Source organism: Exiguobacterium sp. s194 (assembly GCF_018618275.1).
GTDB classification, from domain to species: domain Bacteria; phylum Bacillota; class Bacilli; order Exiguobacteriales; family Exiguobacteriaceae; genus Exiguobacterium; species Exiguobacterium chiriqhucha.
This window is the reverse complement of record NZ_JACSLT010000001.1, coordinates 359,076-377,703: the sequence shown is the minus strand read 5'-3', so window position 1 is coordinate 377,703 and position 18,628 is coordinate 359,076. Positions and strand designations below refer to the sequence as shown.

Genomic DNA, 18,628 nt, shown 5'->3' with positions numbered 1-18,628 from the left:
TCGCCCCTATCTGTTTATATCGAAATGTGCGTACGAACCCATAAAAAGGAGAAGAGGCCACCTGGCGCGAACGAGTCGCGCCAGGTGGCCTCTTTCTTATAAATCTACTGAGTTATGTCCCAGCCTCTTTTGTATGAAATGTGTAGAATTGTGCGTGAACCGTTAAAGATTTGGGAAAAAAGTAAGAGTTGTAAAGCGTCGATATTGTTAAGCATGCTCAAATGTGAACATTTTGCGAACTCAAGCATTGAGACATTACAGCGCTATATAAAATCATTATGATAAGGGTATCCAAGGGAAATCATCTGTGATGTTGCGCGATAGACATTGGTTTAAAGCGCTAGAGAGAGATAGGAGGTAATCAATAGATGTTTCAAGATCCTGTCCTGATGAGCCGGGCGTTAACGGCACTCACGTTGGGTTTCCACGTGATATTTGCCACAATCGGCGTCGGGGTTCCATTACTCATTTTATTGGCAGAGTTTCTAGGTATTAAAAAGAAAGATCCGAAATACACCTTGATGGCCCGGCGGTGGTCACGGGGATATGTCGTCACAGTAGCGGTCGGTGTCGTGACAGGTACGGCAATCGGGCTCCAGCTGTCTTTACTTTGGCCGAACCTCATGCGGGTCGCCGGTCAAACGATCGCACTTCCACTGTTCATGGAAACGTTCGCCTTCTTCTTTGAAGCGATCTTCCTCGGTATTTATTTGTACACGTGGGATCGATTTAAAAACCCGTGGTACCATATGTTAGTCGGGATTCCAGTCGCGGTCGGTGCCTTGTTCTCAGGGTTCTTCATTACGACCGTCAACAGCTTCATGAACCAGCCGGTCGGATTTGATATTGTCGACGGTCGACTCGCCAACGTGAGTCCAATCGAGGCGATGTTCAGCCCGGCGATGCCGACCAAAATGGCGCACGTCTTGACGTCGGCCATTCTGACATCGGCGTTCATTTTAGCTGCTATCGCCGCTGTCCAGTTGCTCCGTCAGCGACGGAACCAACTCGACAAGTTATCAATCGAGTATCATAAAAAAGGTCTTCGCTTGACGATGACCGTCGCGCTCATCTTCGCGATTGCGACTGCACTCGTCGGAGACTTCTCAGGTAAATACTTGGCGAAGTACCAGCCGGACAAATTGGCGGCTGCGGAGTGGCATTTTGAAACCTCCTCGGAGGCCGAGCTGATTCTAGGCGGATGGCTCGAGGAAGACGGAGACGGCGGTTACGAAGTACGTGGCGCCTTGAAGATTCCGTACGCCTTGTCAATCCTAGCGGGCGGTGTGCCGAACTACGAGGTGACCGGTCTTGATGAATTTGCGAAAGAAGATCAACCTCCACTATTCATCCACTACCTGTTTGATGCGATGGTCGGGATTGGGATGTTGCTGGCATTGATTTCGTTCTTGTTCGTGCTCGGACGGTATATCAAGCGACTGCCTCAATTCAGTAAACCGATGCTCATCGCCATCGCCGCAGGCGGTCCGCTCGCGATGATGGCCATCGAGTTCGGTTGGTTCTTCGCAGAGTTCGGTCGCCAGCCTTGGGCGCTCTATGATTTGATGCGCACGAGTGAAGCGGCGACGACATCGGCAAACGTAGGATGGATGCTTATCGCCTTTGCGATCCTGTATGCAGTTCTTGGCGTGGTCACGGTACTCGTCTTGACTCGTCTGTTCAAGGACAACCCAGTAGGGAAAGAACTAAAACAATCGGAGCATCGCGGTGAAGCGATGTTCGCGGATGAAGTGTGATCGGAGGGTATGACATGCAGATTCAAGAATTAGGGATTGCCGTACTATGGACGTTTTTGTACGGCTACCTCATCGTCGCATCGATTGATTTCGGTGCCGGCTTCTTCGCTTTCTATAGTAAGTACACGAAGCGGGACCAAAAGATCAACCGTCTGATTGCACGGTATTTATCGCCGACGTGGGAAGTGACGAACGTGTTCTTCGTCTTCTTCTTCGTCGGGATCGTCGGGTTTTTCCCAGATACGGCTTACTATTACGGGACGGCGCTTCTCGTACCGGCCTCGGTCGTGTTGATTCTGTTGGCGATTCGCGGTAGTTTCTACGCGTTTGCCAACTATGGATCAAAAGAGAGCACGTTCTATATGTTCTTATATGGGGCGACTGGGCTGTTAATCCCGGCCTCGATGTCTACCGTTCTTACCGTCAGCCAAGGTGGATTTATCAATGAGACCGAGTCGGGCGTCTTCTTTGACGGCATGAAGTTGTTCACCAACTTCTACTCTTGGACCGTCGTCACCTTGGCAATCGTGTCGGTGCTCTATATCAGTGCCATGTTCCTCTTGTTCTATGCCGATAAGGCGCGTGACGCTCAGGCGGTCCCACTCGTTCGAAAATGGGCCTTGTTCTGGAGCGTTCCGACGATTGTCGCGTCGGGCCTCGTCTTCTTCGGGTTGAAGTCGCAGGCAGCTTGGCATTATGAGAGCATCTTAGCGGGCAACTGGTGGTGGTTCGCTGCAAGTTTCATCTTCTTCGCTGTAGCCGTTGCACTCGTCTACATGAAGCGAAACTACGGCATCGCGTTCTTGATGGTCATGGGTCAGTTCTTTATGGCTTGGTTCGGATACGGATATACGCACTTGCCGTACATTCTTTATCCGTACATCGACATCAACGGAAGCGTCGTCAACGAGTCGATGGCCATCGCCCTCGTCGTCGTCTTCATCCTCGGGTTGCTCTTGCTCGTACCGGCGCTGTATCTCTTGCTACGCCTGTTCTTGTTCGACAATGACTATGTACGCGGAAAGCGTTCGAGTGGTAAAGCGTAAAGACCGGATATTCCGGTCTTTTTTTATATAGTTTTTTTGAGGGGAATCGGTTACACTGTACGAAGAATCGGGAACAGAAACAGCGTAGGAAAGGGATGTATGAAATTATGACAGGTGAATTTGCAGTCATCGGATTAGGACGGTTTGGCGGCTCGATCGTTCGTGAATTGTCGGCGAACGGTTATGACGTGTTGGCGATCGATGCGGATGAAGAACGCGTCAACGAGTTTATGGGATTGGCGACGCATGCGGTCATCGCGGACACGACCGACGAGAACGTATTGAAAAGTCTCGGCATTCGCAACTTTGAACACGTGATCGTGGCCATCGGTGAAAACATTCAAGCCTCGATTTTGACGACACTCATTTTAAAAGAGCTCGGCGTTCAAATCATCACGGTCAAGGCGACGAATGATTATCACGAGAAAGTGTTGCGTCGCATCGGGGCCGATAACATCGTCCACCCAGAGCGCGACATGGGCATCCGGATTGCGAACGGATTGATGAGCCAAAGCATCCTTGACTACCTCGAGCTCTCGAACGAGCACTCGATCGTTGAAATCAAGGCGTCGGACAAACTGTCGAACAAGTCGCTCATCGATTTGGACCTTCGCGCCAAATACGGCGTCAACATCGTCGCGGTCCGCCGCAATGATGACGTCATCATCTCACCGCAAGCCGACGAGATGATTTTGCCAGAGGACATCTTGATCATCATCGGGAAAGATACGGACTTGGATCGACTCGAACGCACACTTCGGTCCAGATAAAAAAACGAGAGGCGCGCGCCTCTCGTTTTTCATTAAATGAGCTTCATTGATTTTAAGCCGTACTCGATTCCATCTTCGAGAATCGATTTCGTCACGAAGTCGGCGACTTCTTTCGCTTCGACCCGGGCATTGCCCATTGCGATGCCCGTTCCAACGTATTGAAGCATCGCCAAATCGTTCAAGGCGTCGCCGAACGCGTACGTGTTCTCGAGCCGATAGCCGTTCGTCTCGATGAAGTGACGGATACCGTCGGCTTTACTGGCGCCACGATTGATGACGTCCATGGCGTGCGGATGCCAGCGGATGAAATCAAACTCGCCGTACGCGTCCAAATAGTGATGTTCTTCTTCAGGCGTGCAATATAGGAGCGTCTGATAGACGGCCTGTTCGATATGGAAATTCGGATCATATGTCGGAATCGGCATATCAAGTTCTCCGAGTGACTGTTCGACGACATGGTCGTTCGCTTTCGTGGCACCGCCACGGTGTTGTCCGAGATAGACGAGCGTATGGTCGTTTGAGCCGGCATGTTCGGTCAAGCGACGGAGCGCGTCGGTCGGCAACGTGTTCCGATAGACGACCTCGCCTTGGTGGACGACGATTTGTCCGTTGTAGCAGACAAAGCTGTCGATGCCGAGCTGTTCTGGGATATCAGACAGCATCGCCGGGCCACGCCCTGTCGCGATGAACGTCTCGACGCCGTTGTGGCGTAGCTGCTGAATGGCCGAGATCGTCGAAGGGGGAATGTACGACCCTTCATGGAGCAACGTGCCATCGATGTCAAAAAAGACTACTTTCTTATCTTCCATTTTGTTTCACCATGCTTTCTCTGTCTTGATTAAGTCAGTTGTATACTAAAAAGCATAACACGAAATCGAGAAACCGCCCTCAATCTTACGTCAATAGTGAAATATTGTCACAATATGAGCTATAATGAAGAAAGAATCTTACGGAACGTAATTATATTGCGAGAATCACTTATGTTTCACATAGATGAACATCAACTACTTGTAGTAAGGAGAGATTAAATGAAGTTTGTAAAGAACCACCAAACAGCTGTGTTCGCACTAGGCGGACTCGGAGAAATCGGGAAGAACACGTACGTTGTTCAATTCCAAGATGAAATCATCGTCATCGATGCGGGCGTCATGTTCCCGGAGGATGACTTGCTTGGAATCGACTACGTGATCCCTGATTACTCGTACTTGATTAAAAACAAAGACAAAGTCAAAGGGGTATTCATTACCCACGGTCACGAAGACCATATCGGCGGCATCCCGTTTCTCTTGAAGCAAGTGAAGCTTCCGATTTACGCGACAAAACTCGCGCTCGGCTTGATTAAAGTGAAACTCGAAGAGCACGGGTTGCTCCGCGAGGCGGAACTGCATGAGATTGATGAGGACGCCATCGTCAAGTTCAGAAAGACGAGCATCTCGTTCTTCCGCACGACTCACTCGATTCCGAACTCGCTCGGTGTCGTCGTGAAGACGCCACAAGGGAATATCGTCCATACCGGTGACTTTAAGTTCGACTTCACACCGGTCGGCGAACCGGCTGACATTGCCAAGATGGCAGACATCGGGAAAGAAGGCGTGCTTTGCCTCTTGTCCGATTCGACGAACGCAGAAGTCGAAGGCTTCACGATGAGTGAAAAAGTTGTCGGCGGCACGATCAGTGAGACGTTCCGGAAAGCCGAAGGGCGCGTCATCTTCGCGACGTTCGCCTCGAACATTTATCGCCTGCAACAAGTCGTCGACGCTTGTGCCGAGACGGGCCGTCATTTGGCCATCTTCGGCCGTTCGATGGACAAGGTCATGACGATCGGGCAAGAGCTCGGCTTCATCAACGTCCCGAAAGGCATGATCGTCGAAGCGAATCAGTTACGGAACTACGAGCCGCATGAAGTGGCGATTCTTTGTACCGGTTCGCAAGGTGAGCCGATGGCTGCGCTCAGCCGCATCGCCAACGGAACACACCGTCAAGTATCGATCATTCCTGGCGACACGGTCATCTTCTCGTCATCTCCGATTCCGGGTAACGCCATCTCGGTCGGGAAAACGATCGACCAATTGTATAAAGCCGGCGCGGACGTCGTTTACGGAAAATTGACGAACATCCACACGTCGGGTCACGGGTCGCAACAAGAGCAATTGCTCATGATCCGCTTGCTCAACCCGAAATTCTTCATGCCGATTCACGGGGAGTATCGCATGTTGGTGAAACACGCCGAACTCGCCGAATCGGTCGGCATCCCGAAAGAGAACAGCTTCATCATGGATAACGGTGAAGTGCTCGCCGTCGACGCCGACTCGGCCGCCATCACCGGGAAAATCTCGGCCAACGCCGTGTACGTCGACGGAAACGGCATCGGGGACATCGGCAATATCGTCTTGCGCGATCGCCGCATCCTTTCAGAGGACGGACTCGTCGTCGTCGTTATCAGCATCGACGGCAAGACGCGTAAACTCGTCTCAGGTCCGGATATCATTTCACGCGGCTTCGTCTATATGCGCGAATCGGGCAGCTTGATTCGTGACGGCGAGCGCTTGCTCAAGAAGACGGTCGAGCAAGGGTTGTCGAACAAACAGATGAAGTGGTCGGAGTTGAAACAACTCGTCTCGGATACACTCACGCCATACTTGGCACAAAAAACACGAAGACACCCAATGGTTCTTCCGATCATCATGGAAGTATGAACGAGCGGGCTGTAGGGGACTACAGCCCGTTTTTTAGAGGACAAAGATAAAGGAGATGGTGTCTGATGGAACGCAAGAAACGGAAGAAAGGTTGGTTGAAATGGGGCCTGGCCGCATTCGCCTTACTCTTCCTCATCACGATGGTATACCATCAAGTCAAACCGTTGCCGGACGGCGTGTCGCGTGCGTCGGAACCGGTCGCGATTTCGGATGACCAAATCGATTTTTTATTTGATTTGACGTATCAAGGGGAAGACACGGAAGTGAACGAGCAAGAGATTTTTCAAGACGTCGAGCGGTCAATCCGCGAGGCGCGGGAATATATCGTCATGGACTTTTTCTTATTCAACCCATATTCGAATGAAGACCGGCAATATCCGGACATCACGGCCAAACTGTCATCGGCTTTGCTCGAACAGATGGAAGCCTATCCGGACATGAACGTCGTCTTAATCACGGATGAAATCAATACGACCTATAACGGACACGCGTCCGATCATCTCGATGTCTTGAAGGAAGCGGGCGCGGAAATCGTCTACACGAACCTCGATGCGCTCCGCGACCCGAACATCTTATACTCGACGCTGTATCGGATCGGGTTCCAATGGTTCGGGGACAGCCAGAACGGCTGGTTGCCGAACCCGATGGCCAAATCGGCACCGGACATCACGATCCGGTCGTATTTACGGCTGTTGAACGTGAAAGCGAACCACCGCAAAGTGATGGTGACCGAGAATGACGGCTTCGTCTTATCGGCCAACCCGCATGATGCGAGCGGGTATCATTCAAACGTCGGGGTGCGGCTCGATGGCCCGATTTTAGCGGACATCCTCGAAGGGGAGGAAGCGATCGCGACGTTCTCAAAAGGGGATGCCGAACGTTTCCCGAGCGAGGAGAAACTCGCGAATCTGCGCGACGAGCCGTCGGAAGGCCCGATGCAAATCCGCTACGTCACGGAATCCAAGATTCAGGACGCCGTCATCAAGGCGATGGAAGAAGCGGAATCAGGTGAGACGATTTGGATCGGCATGTTCTACTTGGCCGACCGAAACATCATTCAAGCCATTCATGAGGCCGCCGAGCGCGGCGTCTTCGTCAAACTGATTCTTGACCCGAATACGAACGCGTTCGGGCGCGACAAGTCAGGATTGCCGAACTTGCCGGTCGCCGCGGAATTGAACACGGTGAACCCGGAGCAAATCGAGATTCGGTGGTACAAAGTCGGCGAAGAGCAGTACCACCCGAAGATGCTGTACGTGGAAGGGGACCGTCGAGTCGTCGTCATCGGGTCGGGTAACTATACGACCCGCAACATGAACGATTACAACTTGGAGGCGGATGTCGAAGTCGTCACGACCGAGGAGACAGCGTTCATCCGCGAGGTCGACGGGTACTTCAAGCGTCTCTGGAACAACGAGCAAGGAACGTATACGCTCGCCTATGATGAGATTCAGACCGATTTGCCAATCGGAAAGTATGTGATTTATTGGATCCAGAAACTCACTTGGACGATGACCTACTGACACAAGCCCGCCTTCCTGTGAAGGTGGGCTTTGTTGTGGACGGGCTACCATCGACATGACGACGAACAAAACCCGCCCTCATATGTGAAGGCGGGTTTTCATCATTTCGTTTCGACTGGATTGAATTCGTTCGTGAACTCGTAAAGGAACCGGCCCGTGTCGCGGAGGACGTCTGTCTTCCGGTGGAGCGAGAAGTGATCGTATGGGACGGTTTCCGTCTCGATGTTGTTCGTATATTCTTCGAGCAAGAGCGAACTCGCTGGCTCAATCAAGTTGAACTCGCCACCGCGTCCCGAGAAGGAAAACACTTGGACGGAGCGTGGCCACGTCTCAAGTTTTTCTTGGAACGCCTGCAACCCGTCAGAACTCGGGGACAAATCCCGGATGGCAGGACTGCCGGTATTGATCCCGAAATTACTGGCGGACAGACCGAAGTTGGCAAGTCGTGTTCCGGCGAACGGACTATCATACGTCACGAACTTATCGACGATGTATTCGTCTTGATTCAAGATATAGTTCGCTGCCGCCACACCGCCCATGCTGTGACCGATCAAATACATCCGGTCGAACGAACGGTTTCGTTCCTGTTTATAGCGTACGATCGCCGCATTCAACCACTTCGTCTGGTTGTTGAGCGATGCCTCGGCATCCTCATATTCAATCCGGACAATCGGTCGGTTCGAGCTGTAGTCATTGATGACGCAATCGGCCGCGCCTTTCACCGTCACGGTACAGAGGGCACCATCTTTTGCCAGCCCACGCTGTTCCATATACTGCGAGAAGCGGAGGAATGTGCGGTCGGTCCCGAGCAAGCCGTGAACGGCGAACGTCGGGATGAACTCGTCCGTCTGCGCCGCTTGGCGAATCGCCTCAGATTTCCGTTCCGTCGTCAACTCTTCTCGAATCGTCACGATAATCAACGCGAGGGTCAAGACGAGGATGAAGCCGCCGAAGATGCGAGAACGAATCGACGTCTTGTCCGGATTACCGACGTTTTGACGATATTTCCGCCAAACAAAGAAAGCGACTAGGCCAAGGACGACGATGATGACGCCTGTGATAATCCACGCCTTGACGTTCGGCACGTGGGCGACGAGCGTCATATTATTTTGACGGCCACCGTACACTTGCCACTCGACATGTTTCATCGACCGTACATCGAGTCCAGTACCGTCTTCGACGAACACCCCGGTCGGCACGGTCAGATTGAACCGGATATCGGCTTGACGAACGTAACGTTCGGCCAGTTGTTTCGGGGAGCCGCTTAAATTCAGACCTGGCAAATCGACGCGGTCGAGCCGCAGGTCGAGGTTCGTGTTCATGACGTATGAGTCAAACCAAATCCCATCTTCTTTGTCGACATCAAACTTCATATCAGGTGGGACGAGGATACCGGCCGGACCGGTCTTCCACTCCTCTTTAATGTTTTGGAGGTCATCGACGTTGTCGAACGTCTTCTTGAGCACCATGCCTTCATAGTCGTCTTGACTCGAGTAGTCACGTGTCGCATATCCGTTCTCATTCGCCTGTTGTTTCCATGTATCCCAATCGAGCCGCAAATTGAGCAGCTTCATGACCGGATGGTCGCGGAAAGCATACGTCGTCTCTAACGTGACCGATTGGTCGTAGTGGACGGTCGCATCATATTCGATTCGGACACATCCCCCGATTAAAAGAAACAGAAATGGGAATACTAACAACAGTGCCTTTTTCTTCAAGCTCGTCACCTCAAATCGGCTCACCGTAGGTCTCTAACGGGTTGGTCGTGTTGATGCGGTCGTAAAAGAGCACCCCATCTAAATGGTCGAGCTCATGTTGACAGACGATGGCGCGCATACCGCGGAGCCGCAATTTAATCGGGGCGCCGTCACGGTCGAACCCTTCAATCGTGATGCGTCGGTATCGGGGCACGTTGCCTTTGACGACACGGTCGACAGATAGACAGCCTTCACCGCCATTCAAGTACGTCTGTTCGACCGAGTGGCTCGTAATCTTCGGATTGAAGATGGATAGTTTGAACGTCTCTTCTTCTTCGTGGAGCAGGACCGTGAAAAAGCGGCGATTGACGCCGAGTTGTGGTGCGGCGATGCCGACACCGCCCCGAAGTTCATACTTCGCGCTCATCTCTGGATCTTGGCTGTTGACGAGGAACGTCTCCATCTCGTCGAGTAGCGCGAGGTCTTCTGCCGTCGGTGGGACCGGCACTTCGATTGAGCGGGCGCGGAGCCGCTCGTCTCCTTCACGAATCACATCTTTCATCGTTAACATGCAAAACTTCCTTTCCCATTGCGATATGACCAATTATATCATATTTATTAGTCATTTCGCTTAGATGGTACAGAAGGTGAAATGAAAATGATACAGAGGCGAAATAAGGGAAAAGATGTGTTGATGTAAGCGTTTTTATAGAGTGAGCATATTTTTTGCGTTATTATAACAACCCGTTTTATACTGACTAGGAAACGGCAGGATAAGTGTAACTTTCCTGAATCACGTTAATACAGATTGCTTTTTTGGACAGATACACTTAAGATTTGAGGTAGTGTTTGATCACAAAAAAGACAATTGTCTCATAGTTGAAAGGATGAGGTGAAACGAATGAACAACGTTCAGGTACTTCAAAACGTGGAAGAAAACTTCCAAACGTTCCGTATTCTCGACGAGAAGGGCGAGGTCGTCAACCAAGACGCAATGCCAGATGTAACGGACGAGCAACTTCAGGAGCTTATGCGCCGCATGGTCTATACACGAATCTGGGACCAACGTGCCATCTCGCTCAACCGTCAAGGACGCCTAGGTTTCTACGCGCCAGTGGCTGGTCAAGAAGCAACGATGATCGGGACGCAATATGCGCTCGACAAACAAGACTGGATTCTTCCAGGCTACCGTGATATCCCGCAACTCGTATTCCACGGACTTCCGCTTTATCAAGCGTTCTTGTTCTCACGTGGTCACGTCGCAGGTAACCGAATTCCTGAAGACGTTAACGTCTTGATGCCGCAAATCATCATCGGGGCACAAATCATTCAAACTGCGGGTGTGGCAATGGGCCTCAAACGCAACGGCAACACAAACGTCGCCATTACTTACACGGGTGACGGTGGTTCATCACAAGGTGACTTCTACGAAGGATTGAACTTCGCGGGTGCATTCAAATCACCAGCCATCTTCGTCGTTCAAAACAACCGCTTTGCCATCTCGACACCTGTTGAGAAGCAAACTGCAGCTAAAACGATCGCGCAAAAAGCTGTCGCAGCGGGAATCAACGGAATCCAAGTTGACGGAATGGACGTTCTTGCTGTCCTCGCCGCAACACAACAAGCGCGTAAAGACGCACTTGACGGAACTCCGACGCTCATCGAAGCACTCACATACCGTTACGGACCACATACGCTCGCAGGGGATGACCCAACGCGTTACCGTACAAAAGAACTCGATACAGAGTACCAAGAGAAAGATCCACTCGTTCGTTTCCGCCTCTTCCTCGAAGGCAAGAAGCTTTGGAGCGAAGACATGGAGAATGAAGTCATCGAACAAGCGAAAGCAGACGTGAAAGAAGCGATCAGCCTCGCTGACAAAGAACCAAAACAAAAAGTTTCGGACTTCATCAACAACATGTTCGAAACACTTCCTTCAAACTTGAAAGAGCAGCTTGAAGAATATACAGCAAAGGAGTCGAAGTAAGTTATGGCTCAAATGACAATGATCCAAGCGATTACTGATGCGATGCGCGTTGAAATGAAGCGCGACGAGAAAGTACTTCTTTTCGGAGAAGACGTTGGTAAAAACGGTGGGGTTTTCCGTGCAACGGAAGGTCTCCAAGACGAGCTCGGCGAAGACCGTGTCTTCGACACGCCGCTTGCTGAGTCTGGTATCGGTGGTCTTGCCATCGGTCTCGGTCTTACAGGCTTCCGTCCGATCATGGAAGTTCAATTCTTCGGATTCGTATTCGAAGTGTTCGACTCGATCGCAGCTCAAATGGCGCGTATGCGTTACCGTTCAGGCGGCGCTTACAGCCAGCCAATCACAATCCGTTCACCATTCGGTGGCGGTGTTAAAACACCAGAACTTCACGCGGATAGCCTTGAAGGCTTGATGGCTCAGACACCTGGTCTTAAAGTCGTCATCCCGTCAACGCCATACGATGCTAAAGGTCTTTTGATCTCAGCAATCCGTGACAACGACCCAGTCGTATTCCTCGAGCACATGAAACTTTACCGTTCATTCCGTGGCGAAGTTCCAGAAGGCGAGTACACGATCGAGCTTGGAAAAGCAGACGTGAAACGCGAAGGAACTGACGTTTCGATTATCACTTACGGTGCAATGGTCCACACGTCACTTAAAGCGGCAGAAGAGCTCGAAAAAGAAAACATCAACGTCGAAGTCATCGACCTCATGACAGTGAGCCCACTTGATATCGATACAATCGTCGAGTCTGTTAAAAAGACTGGCCGTGCGATCGTCGTTCAAGAAGCACAACGTCAAGCAGGTATTGCGGCTAACGTCGTAACTGAAATTCAAGAACGCGCAATTCTTCACCTCGAGGCACCAGTGCTTCGTGTAACTGCACCAGACACAGTCTTCGCTTTCGCACAAGGTGAAGACGCATGGTTACCTGACCATAAAGATGTCGTTGCAAAAGTTAAGGAAGTTATCAACTTCTGATCGTGTTCATTTAACGATGAGGGAGAATTGTCTCCCTCATTGTGTTTACATGATTAATTGATGGGAGGAAAAACCAGTGGCAGTATTTGAATTTAAATTACCAGACATCGGTGAAGGAATTCACGAAGGTGAAATCGTCAAGTGGTTCGTAAAAGCAGGGGATACAGTAAAAGAAGATGACATTCTTCTTGAAGTACAAAACGACAAAGCCGTCGTTGAGATTCCTGCTCCAGTTGATGGAACAGTTAAAGAAGTCAAAGTCTCTGAAGGTACAGTTGCGGTCGTCGGCGACGTCCTCATCACGTTCGATATCGAAGGTGACGCACCAGCCGGTGAAGAAGAAGCAGCTCCTGAACAGCCTAAAGCTGAAGAGAAGACTGAAGATGTGAAAGAAGACGTGAAAGAAGACGGCCCGCGTGAAGTTCAACTTCACAAATCGGAGCGCGTCATCGCAATGCCTTCAATCCGCAAGTACGCTCGTGAAAAAGGCGTCGACATCCGTGAAGTCCAGGGTTCTGGCGACAACGGCCGCGTCTTGAAAGAAGACATCGATGCATTCGCAAACGGAGAAGCACCAACAGCAGAAGCTACAACAGAGAAAACAGAATCTGTAGCTCCAGCAGCGGCTGCGAAAACGGAAATCAAACCTTACGAGTCAGCAACGCCTGAACTCGAAACGCGTGAGAAAATCCGTGGTATCCGTAAAGCGATCTCGAAAGCAATGGTTAACTCGAAGCACACAGCTCCACACGTTACACTCATGGACGAAGTCGACGTCACGAAACTCGTCGCACTCCGTAAAGAGTTCAAACAAGTGGCTGCTGACCAAGGCGTGAAACTCACGTACTTGCCGTTCGTCGTTAAAGCATTGACTGCTGCAGCGAAAGCTTACCCAGCGATCAACGCGTCAATCGACGATGTGAACGAAGAAATCGTCTACAAAAACTACTACAACATCGGTATCGCTGCTGATACGGACAACGGTCTCGTTGTTCCTGTCGTCAAAGAAGCGGACCGTAAATCAATCTATGCACTCGCTACAAACATCAATGAGCTTGCCGGTAAAGCACGTGAAGGCAAACTTGCTGGGGACGACATGAAAGGCGGATCGATCACAATCACAAACATCGGTTCAGCTGGTGGACAATGGTTCACACCTGTCATCAACCACCCAGAAGTTGCAATTCTCGGTATCGGTCGCATCGCTGAAAAAGCTGTCGTTAAAGACGGTGAAATCGTCGCGGCTCCAGTCCTCGCGCTTTCATTCAGCTTTGACCACCGCCTCATCGACGGTGCAACAGCTCAAAACGCACTCAACATGGTGAAACGCTTGCTTCAAGATCCAGCACTTCTAATGATGGAGGGATAAGAACATGGTAGTAGGAGAATTCGCACAAGAAACTGATTTGCTTGTCATCGGCGCCGGTCCTGGTGGATACGTCGCAGCCATCCGTGGCGCACAACTCGGCCTTAAAGTCACGATCGTCGAAAAAGGAAACTTTGGTGGCGTCTGCTTGAACGTCGGTTGTATCCCATCGAAAGCATTGATCACTGCTGGTCACAACTTCCAGCACGCTAAAGGTCACTCTTCAATGGGGATCACGTCTGATAACGTGTCAGTCGACTTCACAAAAGTCCAAGACTGGAAACAGTCGGTCGTCAATAAATTGACTGGCGGCGTCAAAGGCCTTTTGAAAGGTAACAAGATTGAAATCGTTCAAGGTGAAGCTTTCTTCGCATCTGAAGACACAGTACGTGTCATCACAGAAGATAGCTCGACTCCTTACAAGTTCAAAAAAGCGATCATCGCGACTGGTTCAACACCTATCGAGATTCCATCGTTCAAATGGTCAAAACGCGTCCTTTCTTCAACTGGCGCATTGGCTCTTCCTGAAGTACCGAAGAAACTCGTCGTCATCGGCGGCGGATACATCGGTATGGAGCTCGGCACAGCGTACGCGAACTTCGATACAGAAGTCGTCGTCGTTGAAGGCGCAAGCGACATCTTGTCTGGCTTCGAGCCACAAATGACGCAAATCGTCAAAAAGAAACTCAAACAAAAAGGCAACGTCACGATTCACACGAACGCTCTTGCAAAAGGCGTCGAGGAAACAGAAGACGGCGTAACAGTTAAGTTTGAAGTGAACGGCGAAGAGCAGTCTGTTGAAGCGGACTACGTCCTCGTCACAGTCGGCCGTCGTCCAAACACTGGCGACATCGGTCTCGAAAACGCGGAAGTTAAAATCAGCGACCGCGGCATCATCGAAATCGACGACCAGTGCAAAACGTCGAACGAAAACATCTACGCAATCGGCGACATCGTACCAGGACCACCGCTCGCGCACAAAGCTTCTTACGAAGCGAAAGTCGCAGCGGAGGCAGCTGCCGGTAAGCCAGCTTACCTCGACTACTCAGCAATCCCAGCGGTCGTCTTCACTGACCCTGAACTTGCAACAGTCGGTTACACAGAGCCACTCGCAAAAGAAGAAGGACTTGAGATCACTGTATCGAAATTCCCATTCGCAGCGAACGGTCGTGCCCTCGCTCTTGACGAGCCAGACGGCTTCATGAAGCTCATCACGCGTAAAGAGGACGGTCTCTTGATCGGTGCTCAAATCGCGGGAACTGGCGCTTCAGATATGATTGCCGAGCTTGGTCTCGCCATCGAAGCAGGCATGACTGCAGAAGATATCGCGCTTACAATCCACGCTCACCCATCACTCGGTGAGATGGCAATGGAAGCGGCAGAAATCGCAATGGGTATGCCAATCCACGTCGTTAAATAAGTCAAAAGCTCTCTCGCTTACTCGCGAGAGAGCTTTTTTACGTAATGGACGGTCCGTTCGACTTCTTGGAAGCCGATGCGTTCATGGAACCGTTGGCTGCCGTCGTTCTCGATTTCCGTATCGGAGGCGAGCTCGTCACATCCTTTCGACCTGGCGTAGGCGGAGGCTGCTTCGACAAGCCGTGTCGCCACGTCTTGCTGTCGCACGGATGCAACGACGTAAATTCCTTCTAAAAAGGCGGTCGGGGAAGAGGTCGTTCCGGGGACGTAGTCATGACGGAAGCTAAGCTGGCAAAAGCCGACCGCTTCATCCGTTTCCGCGATAAAATAGTGCATCTTGCCGGAACGAATCCCGAGCCGCACCTCAGGGATCAGTTCGGCTTCAGGCGCGTCTGGCCATAATTGCCGCATGAGTCGCACCAGTTCGTCGCAATCTTGTTCGTTCGCTTTTCGAATCTTCATAAGTCGTCCTCCTTATGTTTCGTACGTTCAGTATAAAGGAAAATAAGGAATGAAGTGAGAAAGGAGGGAACGATGATGGCGTTCGATGAAGAATTGTTATATACCGTCTCTGAGACGAGCCGTGTCCGCTTCACGGGAATCGAGACCGAGACGTCACGTTATGATTTCGGCTTTGTGTATACGCATCAATTCATGGGGAAAGTGCTCGTCGTCTGTATGCAGACCGGGCAGTCTGCCCTTCTTGACATCCATGCGCTCGAAGAACCGAGACAACTGTATCCGATGCTCGGGATCGCGTTGCGTGATACAGACCACGTCGCCGAGTTTTTACGACTCTGTCTGGACGAAAGTGGGCAAGAACAAGAACAATCGCCAAATTCTACCCTTGAAAAAATGTAAGCGTTTTCTTATAATGGTACGTAGGGGAAGCAATTCGATCATCATAAGCTACCTTTTCTATTGATGACACAAAGCGAGCCGGTCCATATGGACCGGCTCGCTTTCGTCTTAACGGATGGCTTTTGTCTGTTGGATGACTTTAATCATTTGAAGCGATTCATCTTCAAGTCCTTGGACGGGAAGACCGGCCTCGATGTTCGCCATGATATAGTCGAGCGTCGAAGTCGTGATCAGTTCTCCCGGGATGATGATCGGGATTCCTGGTGGATACACCATGATGAACTCGGCCGAGATGCGTCCGACGGCGTTCTCGAGCGGAATCGTCTCCGTCTCCTCGTAGAACGCGTCACGCGGGCTGAGTGCAAGCGGTGGAATCTCAGGGAGCATGATCGATAGTGAATCATTTCCTGACTGATCGTAAACCGATACGACGTCACGCATACCGTCAATCAACGCTTGAATCGTCGATTCGTCGTCGGCGCTCGTCACGATGAACAGTACGTTCAACAAATCTGACATCTCGACTTCGATGCGATGCGTCTCACGCAAATACTTCTCGACTTCAAAGCCGGTGATCCCAAGCTCACGGACAGAGACGAGGATTTTCGTCTCGTCGAGCGCGTACGTCGACTCTGAATGGAGTTCGGCGTGACCGTATACCGATAAGTGCGGCATATTGTCGATGGCCGTACGAGCCGTACGTGCGAGCGTGAGGGCACGTTCGTTCATCGCTTCTCCTTTCGTCGCCAATTGACGACGGGCCGCGTCGAGCGACGCGAGGAGGAGGTAAGACGTCGACGTCGTCGTAATCATCGACAACATCGCGTGAATCCGTTCCGGGGAGACGAGACCGCGACGGACGTTCAAAATCGAACTTCCCGTCATCGAGCCGCCGAGCTTGTGTACGCTCGTGGCCGCTACGTCCGCTCCGGCTTGCATCGCCGAGAGCGGGAGCTCGTCGTGGAACGGCAAGTGGACACCGTGAGCCTCATCAACGAGGACCGGTACGTCTTGCGCATGGGCGACGGCGACGATGCGCTCTAAGTCACCGGCGATGCCGAAGTAGGTCGGGTTGATGACGAGGACTGCTTTCGTGTCCGGGTGCATCTCGAGGGCGCGTTCGACGGCGCTTGCTGTGATCCCGTGGGCAATCCCGTACGTCTCATCATATTCCGGATGGATGAAGACCGGGTGGGCCCCGGTCAAGATGAGGGCGGACATGACGGATTTATGCACGTTCCGGGGAACGATGATTTTCTCGTTTGGACCGACGACGCCCATGATCATCGCCATGATGGCACTCGACGTCCCTTGGACCGAGAAGAACGTCTCGTCGGCACGGAACGCCTCGGCAGCGAGGCGCTCGGCCTCGGCAATCGACGCTTTCGGATGATGGAGATCATCGAGCGGGGCGATGTTGATCAAATCGATCTTCAAGGCGTTTTCGCCGATGAAGTCACGGAATTGAGGGTCCATCCCTTTTCCGCCTTTATGGCCAGGGATATGGAACGCGATCGGGTTCGTATCAACGTGCGTGAGCAACGTGTCAAAGAGCGGTGTCTCGAGCTGTGTAGCACCTTTAAGTTTCAATAGTAAGTCCTCCTTGATAACAGTGTGTATATGGGTTGTCGGTTTGGTTTCAAGCTTTGGGCAATCTGAACATTTCGATTCAAAAACAATGCAACAAAAAAACTATAGTGATTTCTATCCCAACTTGCAATAGTTTTTTTTGTTGATACAATGGTTGTCGAGGTGAAGAATATGCAAATCAACTATCCGATTAATCCGGACTGGACGACAGATGAACTGATTGAAGTCGTCGAGTTCTATAACCAAGTCGCCTTGGCCAATGAAGGCGGTGTCGACCGGGAGTCGTTTTTGGACGCGTATCGGTCGTTCAAACAAATCGTGACGTCGAAGTCAGAAGAGAAACAGCTGAGTGCCGTTCACGATGAGCAGACCGGATACTCTACCTATCGTACGGTCCAAGCGGCCCTAAAATCAAATGCAAAGATTATAAAGTTGTAACTGCTTGAAAGCATGGGAGGACGTAACCGTTTTCTCATGCTTTTTTTGTTATTTCTCTAATAAATAGGGTACATATCATTAACAGTTCAATCAGGTTTAGGCTTAGTTGAAATGGGAATATACTCACTAAGATAAAAAATTCAAAATAGTCAGACAATTCTCTTTCTTTTTTGAATCTCATCTGATATACTCAATTCAACTTACTAAACCGTAACTTGTAGCCCAACTAAAGGAGTGTGGCATCTCATGAAACAAGTGATCGAGGCATTCAAAAGAAAAGACGCAGAAAAACGGATTCCGGTGCTGCGCTTAGAGATTGATTATGAATTGGCAACGCTCTTCGATGCAATGGCGTCACAAGATGATGCCACTGTCCAGGCTAGCAAGCATCGGTTAGAGAAATATCGCCAAGAACTATTGCGTCTCGAAGCCTGACCCACAACCACCCATTCAACCAGTATTCCATGCGGATACTGGTTTTTGTTTGGTACAATACA

Annotated in this window: 17 protein-coding genes; 12 read left to right on the top strand and 5 right to left on the bottom strand. The window is 51.0% G+C overall.

What is annotated here, in order from left to right:
• Positions 1–368: 368 nt before the first annotated feature.
• The 3 genes from KNP85_RS01920 to KNP85_RS01910 all read left to right on the top strand — a co-directional run bounded on the left by KNP85_RS01920 (position 369) and on the right by KNP85_RS01910 (position 3,573).
• Positions 369–1,757, top strand: coding sequence for a cytochrome ubiquinol oxidase subunit I (locus KNP85_RS01920; RefSeq protein WP_214800924.1), 1,389 nt, complete (start codon positions 369–371; stop codon positions 1,755–1,757).
• Positions 1,758–1,771: 14 nt separating this feature from the next.
• Complete coding sequence (locus KNP85_RS01915) at positions 1,772–2,803, top strand: cytochrome d ubiquinol oxidase subunit II (RefSeq protein WP_021066987.1); 1,032 nt, start codon at positions 1,772–1,774, stop codon at positions 2,801–2,803.
• Positions 2,804–2,910: 107 nt separating this feature from the next.
• A complete protein-coding gene (locus tag KNP85_RS01910; protein ID WP_029595762.1) occupies positions 2,911–3,573 on the top strand; it encodes a potassium channel family protein in 663 nt (220 codons plus the stop codon).
• A 32-nt stretch (positions 3,574–3,605) separates the two neighbouring features.
• On the opposite strand, the gene KNP85_RS01905 is transcribed toward KNP85_RS01910, so the two are convergent.
• On the bottom strand, positions 3,606–4,382 hold the full coding sequence (locus tag KNP85_RS01905; protein ID WP_021066989.1) for a Cof-type HAD-IIB family hydrolase: 777 nt from the start codon (positions 4,380–4,382) through the stop codon (positions 3,606–3,608).
• Positions 4,383–4,601: 219 nt separating this feature from the next.
• Here KNP85_RS01905 and rnjA point away from each other — a divergent pair, with 219 nt between their 5' ends.
• Positions 4,602–6,269, top strand: coding sequence for a ribonuclease J1 (gene rnjA, locus KNP85_RS01900; protein WP_021066990.1), 1,668 nt, complete (start codon positions 4,602–4,604; stop codon positions 6,267–6,269).
• 65 nt (positions 6,270–6,334) lie between these two features.
• Positions 6,335–7,792: a phospholipase D family protein gene (locus KNP85_RS01895; RefSeq protein ID WP_214800922.1), complete on the top strand. Its 1,458-nt coding sequence runs from the start codon at positions 6,335–6,337 to the stop codon at positions 7,790–7,792.
• Between the two features lie 101 nt (positions 7,793–7,893).
• Here KNP85_RS01895 and KNP85_RS01890 read toward each other — a convergent pair whose 3' ends face one another.
• Complete coding sequence (locus tag KNP85_RS01890; RefSeq protein WP_214800944.1) at positions 7,894–9,519, bottom strand: alpha/beta hydrolase; 1,626 nt, start codon at positions 9,517–9,519, stop codon at positions 7,894–7,896.
• 1 nt (position 9,520) lies between these two features.
• On the bottom strand, positions 9,521–10,060 hold the full coding sequence (def, locus tag KNP85_RS01885) for a peptide deformylase (RefSeq protein WP_021066993.1): 540 nt from the start codon (positions 10,058–10,060) through the stop codon (positions 9,521–9,523).
• A 330-nt stretch (positions 10,061–10,390) separates the two neighbouring features.
• Between def and pdhA the strand changes: the two genes are divergently transcribed.
• The 4 genes from pdhA (at position 10,391) to lpdA (ending at position 15,243) form a co-directional block, all read left to right on the top strand.
• Complete coding sequence (gene pdhA, locus KNP85_RS01880; protein ID WP_021066994.1) at positions 10,391–11,476, top strand: pyruvate dehydrogenase (acetyl-transferring) E1 component subunit alpha; 1,086 nt, start codon at positions 10,391–10,393, stop codon at positions 11,474–11,476.
• A 3-nt stretch (positions 11,477–11,479) separates the two neighbouring features.
• Complete coding sequence (locus KNP85_RS01875; protein WP_021066995.1) at positions 11,480–12,457, top strand: alpha-ketoacid dehydrogenase subunit beta; 978 nt, start codon at positions 11,480–11,482, stop codon at positions 12,455–12,457.
• A 76-nt stretch (positions 12,458–12,533) separates the two neighbouring features.
• Entirely contained in the window at positions 12,534–13,826 is a 1,293-nt protein-coding gene (locus KNP85_RS01870; RefSeq protein WP_021066996.1) for a dihydrolipoamide acetyltransferase family protein, read from the top strand.
• Between the two features lie 4 nt (positions 13,827–13,830).
• Positions 13,831–15,243, top strand: a complete 1,413-nt coding sequence (lpdA, locus tag KNP85_RS01865; protein ID WP_021066997.1) for a dihydrolipoyl dehydrogenase — start codon at positions 13,831–13,833, stop codon at positions 15,241–15,243.
• Between the two features lie 17 nt (positions 15,244–15,260).
• Here lpdA and aac(6') read toward each other — a convergent pair whose 3' ends face one another.
• Positions 15,261–15,704, bottom strand: a complete 444-nt coding sequence (aac(6'), locus tag KNP85_RS01860) for an aminoglycoside 6'-N-acetyltransferase (protein ID WP_214800920.1) — start codon at positions 15,702–15,704, stop codon at positions 15,261–15,263.
• A 75-nt stretch (positions 15,705–15,779) separates the two neighbouring features.
• Between aac(6') and KNP85_RS01855 the strand changes: the two genes are divergently transcribed.
• Positions 15,780–16,103 carry a DUF3055 domain-containing protein gene (locus tag KNP85_RS01855; protein WP_021066999.1) on the top strand — a complete coding sequence of 108 codons (324 nt, stop codon included), beginning with the start codon at positions 15,780–15,782 and terminating at the stop codon, positions 16,101–16,103.
• A 108-nt stretch (positions 16,104–16,211) separates the two neighbouring features.
• On the opposite strand, the gene KNP85_RS01850 is transcribed toward KNP85_RS01855, so the two are convergent.
• Entirely contained in the window at positions 16,212–17,693 is a 1,482-nt protein-coding gene (locus tag KNP85_RS01850) for an aminotransferase class I/II-fold pyridoxal phosphate-dependent enzyme (RefSeq protein WP_029595757.1), read from the bottom strand.
• Positions 17,694–17,864: 171 nt separating this feature from the next.
• On the opposite strand from KNP85_RS01850, the gene KNP85_RS01845 reads away from it, so the two are divergent.
• Both KNP85_RS01845 and KNP85_RS01840 read left to right on the top strand, forming a co-directional pair.
• Positions 17,865–18,131, top strand: a complete 267-nt coding sequence (locus KNP85_RS01845; protein ID WP_021067001.1) for a UPF0223 family protein — start codon at positions 17,865–17,867, stop codon at positions 18,129–18,131.
• A gap of 246 nt (positions 18,132–18,377) precedes the next feature.
• Positions 18,378–18,566, top strand: a complete 189-nt coding sequence (locus tag KNP85_RS01840; RefSeq protein WP_015881266.1) for a hypothetical protein — start codon at positions 18,378–18,380, stop codon at positions 18,564–18,566.
• The last annotated feature ends 62 nt before the right edge of the window (positions 18,567–18,628 follow it).

Bases quoted from the DNA above. Each gene is read 5' to 3' on its own strand.
- KNP85_RS01895 (WP_214800922.1), top strand. From the start codon at position 6,335: ATGGAACGCAAGAAACGGAAGAAAGGTTGGTTGAAATGGGGCCTGGCC.
- pdhA (WP_021066994.1), top strand. From the start codon at position 10,391: ATGAACAACGTTCAGGTACTTCAAAACGTGGAAGAAAACTTCCAAACG.
- KNP85_RS01875 (WP_021066995.1), top strand. From the start codon at position 11,480: ATGGCTCAAATGACAATGATCCAAGCGATTACTGATGCGATGCGCGTT.
- KNP85_RS01905 (WP_021066989.1), bottom strand. From the start codon at position 4,382: ATGGAAGATAAGAAAGTAGTCTTTTTTGACATCGATGGCACGTTGCTC.
- def (WP_021066993.1), bottom strand. From the start codon at position 10,060: ATGTTAACGATGAAAGATGTGATTCGTGAAGGAGACGAGCGGCTCCGC.
- KNP85_RS01915 (WP_021066987.1), top strand. From the start codon at position 1,772: ATGCAGATTCAAGAATTAGGGATTGCCGTACTATGGACGTTTTTGTAC.
- KNP85_RS01840 (WP_015881266.1), top strand. From the start codon at position 18,378: ATGAAACAAGTGATCGAGGCATTCAAAAGAAAAGACGCAGAAAAACGG.
- rnjA (WP_021066990.1), top strand. From the start codon at position 4,602: ATGAAGTTTGTAAAGAACCACCAAACAGCTGTGTTCGCACTAGGCGGA.
- KNP85_RS01920 (WP_214800924.1), top strand. From the start codon at position 369: ATGTTTCAAGATCCTGTCCTGATGAGCCGGGCGTTAACGGCACTCACG.
- lpdA (WP_021066997.1), top strand. From the start codon at position 13,831: ATGGTAGTAGGAGAATTCGCACAAGAAACTGATTTGCTTGTCATCGGC.
- KNP85_RS01910 (WP_029595762.1), top strand. From the start codon at position 2,911: ATGACAGGTGAATTTGCAGTCATCGGATTAGGACGGTTTGGCGGCTCG.
- KNP85_RS01845 (WP_021067001.1), top strand. From the start codon at position 17,865: ATGCAAATCAACTATCCGATTAATCCGGACTGGACGACAGATGAACTG.
- KNP85_RS01855 (WP_021066999.1), top strand. From the start codon at position 15,780: ATGGCGTTCGATGAAGAATTGTTATATACCGTCTCTGAGACGAGCCGT.